This window comes from Phyllobacterium sp. (assembly GCF_037994425.1).
Lineage (GTDB): Bacteria > Pseudomonadota > Alphaproteobacteria > Rhizobiales > Rhizobiaceae > Phyllobacterium.
The window spans coordinates 1-3,902 of the sequence record NZ_JBBNAM010000209.1; the positions used below are offsets into that span (position 1 = coordinate 1).

Here is a 3,902-nt window from a genome sequence, read left to right on the forward strand (position 1 = left end):
AGCATGCACTGGCGGCTATAGTCGCCGAAAGATGCCTGGAAGACGACCTGCTGCGGATCACCGGTCTTCGCACCTTTCGCATAGGTGCGGTAGATCGCGTCCTGGTCACGCATGAAGATCTGCGGGCATGCACCCTGCACAACGGGCGCGACCGTTCCTTGCGCGGTAACGCCGGTGCCGATCGGAGCCTGGTTCGACGAAGGACTGGTCGGCGCGACCGGCATGATCTGGGCATTGCCGTTCGGCTGAAGCGGAGCGGGACCGCTGCTCGCACTTGCGGCTTCAGGCTTGCTATCGCCGCCGAGGCCGAGCGAATTGCAGCCGGCAAGAGCGGCAAGAAGGGATGCGGAAACGATGAGACGAGAGACCTTGCCGAGCACGATATTCCACCCCTTGCAAACGCTTTTCTTCTAGGTGCTTGCGACTTTCGCGCAAGGCCTTTCATGACAGTTGGCGATGGTCTATATCAGCGGCGCAAAGAAAAATCGATTGGGTAAGCACCGTTTTGATGCACTTTTCGGCGCCGGATGCGGGCAAGTTCAATAGGATACCTGCGACACTGCCCCGACAGGCCGTTAAGCCCCCTCTTTTCGGTGGAACCGCAGCGTCCCGTTTGCGCGCCGAATTTCTCCAGCCATAGATCAAGGATGACGAACGTGGACTATATCTCGACCCGCGGCGAGGCCCCTTCCCTCGGCTTTTGCGACGCCCTTCTGGCAGGGCTGGCGCGCGATGGCGGGCTCTACGTTCCTCGCAAATGGCCGAGTTTTTCCAAGAAGGAAATCCGGGCGCTGCGCGGCAAGACCTATCAGGAGATCGCCTTCACCATCCTTTCGCCCTTCACCAATGGCGAAATCCCCGATGAAACCTTCCGGGCGATGATCGACGAAGCCTATGGCACTTTCCGCCATCCGGCGATCGCGCCGCTGGTACAGACCGGCCCGAACAGTTTCGTGATGGAACTCTTCCACGGCACGACGCTCGCCTTCAAGGATGTGGCGATGCAGCTTCTTGCCCGCCTGATGGATTACGCCCTGGAAAAGCGCGCCGAGCGAGCGACCATCGTCGGCGCCACCTCGGGCGATACGGGTGGCGCTGCGATCGACGCCTTTGCCGGCCGTGAGCGCACCGACATCTTCATCCTCTTCCCACATGGCAAGGTCTCGCCGGTACAGCAGCGGCAGATGACGACGTCGACATCAGGTAATGTGCATGCGCTTGCCGTCGAAGGCAATTTCGACGATTGCCAGAACCTCGTCAAAGCCATGTTCAATGACGCGGCCTTCCGCGACAAGGTGAAGCTCTCGGGCGTCAACTCGATCAACTGGGCGCGCATCATGGCCCAGATCGTCTATTATTTCACGACGGCGATCGCACTCGGCGGACCGGACCGGAAGGTCTCATTCACGGTACCGACTGGGAATTTCGGCGATATCTTCGCCGGCTACTGTGCCAAGCGCATGGGCCTGCCGATCGACAAGCTCGTCATCGCCACCAATGAGAACGATATCCTGGCGCGGACGCTGAAGACCGGCCGTTATGACATGAAGGCGGTGAAGGCTACGAACTCCCCTTCCATGGATATCCAGAAATCCTCCAACTTCGAGCGGCTGCTGTTCGAGGCCTATGACCGCGATGCCTCCAAGGTGCGCGCCGCCATGGAAAGCCTGAAGCAATCCAACGGCTTCGAGATCTCGCCCGAAGCGCTGAAATTCATCAAAAGGGATTTCCGTGCCGGCCGCGCAAGCGAGCGCCAGGTTGCGGAAACGATCCGCAAGACCTATGCGGAAACCGGCTATCTGCTCGATCCGCATTCGGCGATCGGCGTCTTCGTGGCCGCCAAGCGAGAAAAGCCGAATACGCCGATGGTGACGCTTGCCACCGCCCATCCGGCGAAATTCCCGGCTGCCGTAAAATCCGCCTCCGGTATTGACCCGGCGCTTCCGACGTGGCTTGCTGATGTGATGCACAGGGAGGAGCGCTTCCAGATCATCGAGCCCGAGCTCAAAGCGGTTGAAACCTTTATCGGCAAGCATGCCCGCAGCTAGATGACGGCAGGCGCAGAAAGATAGCACATGACAGTTAAGTGCACCCGGCTCAAATCCGGGCTGACAGTAGTCACACAGACCATGCCGCATCTGGAAAGCGTTGCGCTGGGAGTTTGGATCAAATCAGGATCGCGCAACGAGACGACAGACGAGCATGGCATCGCTCACCTGCTCGAGCACATGGCCTTCAAGGGCACGGCACGCCGCAGCGCGCGCGAAATCGCTGAAGAAATCGAGGATGTCGGCGGCGAGGTCAATGCCGCAACATCCACCGAAACGACCTCCTACTATGCCCGCGTGCTTAAGGATCATGTCCCGCTCGCTGTCGACATCCTGGCCGATATCCTGACGGAGTCCGCCTTCGAGGAGGAAGAACTCGAGCGTGAGAAACAGGTCATCCTGCAGGAAATCAACGCGGCAAACGACACGCCTGACGACGTCGTTTTCGACAAGTTTTCCGAGACCGCCTATCGCGACCAGACCCTCGGCCGGGCGATCCTCGGCACGCCGCAGACCGTGGTGTCGTTCACGCCGCAGCAGATCCGCGGCTATCTCAGCCGCAATTACACGACCGACCGGATGTTCGTCGTTGCGACCGGCGCCGTCCGGCACGACGAGTTCGCTCGCATGGTCGAGCAGCGCTTCGCGAGCCTTCCCACCTCGCCATCGGCGACGCCCGTCATGGAGCCTGCAAAATACATCGGCGGAAATATCCGCGAGACGCGCGACCTGATGGATGCGCAGATCCTGCTCGGCTTCGAAGGCAAGGCCTATCACGCCCGCGACTTCTACTGTTCGCAGATCCTCGCCAACATCCTCGGCGGCGGCATGTCATCCCGGCTGTTCCAGGAGGTGCGCGAGATCCGCGGCCTCTGCTATTCCATCTACGCCTTCCACTGGGGTTTCTCCGATACCGGGATATTCGGCATCCATGCCGCCACCGGCGGCGAGAACCTGCCGGAGCTGGTGCCTGTTATCATTAACGAACTACACAAGTCGGCGGCGACGATCGAACAGAAGGAAATCGAACGCGCCCGCGCCCAGATCCGCGCCCAGCTGCTGATGGGCCAGGAAAGCCCCGCCGCCCGCGCCGGCCAGATCGCAAGGCAGATGATGCTCTACGGCCGCCCCATCTCCAACCAGGAGATGATGGAACGCCTCGAGGGGATCACGGTCGAGCGCCTTACGGATCTTGCGGGACGCCTGTTCTTCGATACCGTGCCGACGCTCTCGGCCATTGGACCGCTCGAACATCTGGCCCCGATGGAGGATATTACCGCGTCTCTTTCCTCGCCCGATCACCAGGGCAAGCAAGCCCTCGTCTGATCCCAGATCCATCCTGCCGGGAGTGATCGATGCCAAAATCGGTTTTTCGGTTTCTGTCGCGACAGCCGGATTCGGTCGAGCTCGAGAACGAGCACTATGTGCTGCGCCTGCCGCGCTACCAGGATTTCAACCAGTGGCACAAGCTGCGGGCGGCGAGCCGGCAGTTCTTGGAACCGTGGGAGCCGACATGGCGCCGCGACGAGCTGACGGAGGGCTCCTATCGCGCCCGTGTCATCCGCGGAAAGCAGGAGTACGCTTCCGGCCAGGCCATTCCGCTCCTTCTGTTTCACAAACAGGGCATGACGCTGCTCGGCGGCATCACGATCGGCTACATCAGGCGCGGGGCGGCACAAAGCTGCATGATCGGCTACTGGATGGGCGAGGCTTATGCCGGTCAGGGTCATATGTTCGCCGCACTTCAATTGGTTATACCCTACATCTTCGCAGGGCTTGAGTTGCACCGTATCGAAGCAGCCTGTATTCCAGACAATGCTCGGAGCATCCGCCTGCTTGAAAAAGCCGGGTTTC

At 60.6% G+C, this 3,902-nt stretch carries 3 protein-coding genes and 1 pseudogene; 3 read left to right on the forward strand and 1 reads right to left on the reverse strand.

Translation table 11 applies throughout. From position 1 onward, the window contains the following. Positions 1–383 (reverse strand): annotated as a pseudogene (locus AAAB35_RS14425) (hypothetical protein); the annotation flags it as partial. 264 nt (positions 384–647) lie between these two features. Here AAAB35_RS14425 and thrC point away from each other — a divergent pair. From thrC to AAAB35_RS14440, 3 genes are all read left to right on the forward strand, one after another. Continuing rightward, the gene (thrC, locus tag AAAB35_RS14430) at positions 648–2,048 is read left to right on the forward strand and encodes a threonine synthase (protein ID WP_340668976.1); all 1,401 of its coding nucleotides are present in this window, start codon (positions 648–650) and stop codon (positions 2,046–2,048) included. 27 nt (positions 2,049–2,075) lie between these two features. After that, positions 2,076–3,374 carry a pitrilysin family protein gene (locus tag AAAB35_RS14435; protein WP_340668977.1) on the forward strand — a complete coding sequence of 433 codons (1,299 nt, stop codon included), beginning with the start codon at positions 2,076–2,078 and terminating at the stop codon, positions 3,372–3,374. 29 nt (positions 3,375–3,403) lie between these two features. Next, the coding region (locus AAAB35_RS14440) for a GNAT family protein (protein ID WP_340668978.1) at positions 3,404–3,902 on the forward strand (499 nt) is incomplete at its 3' end.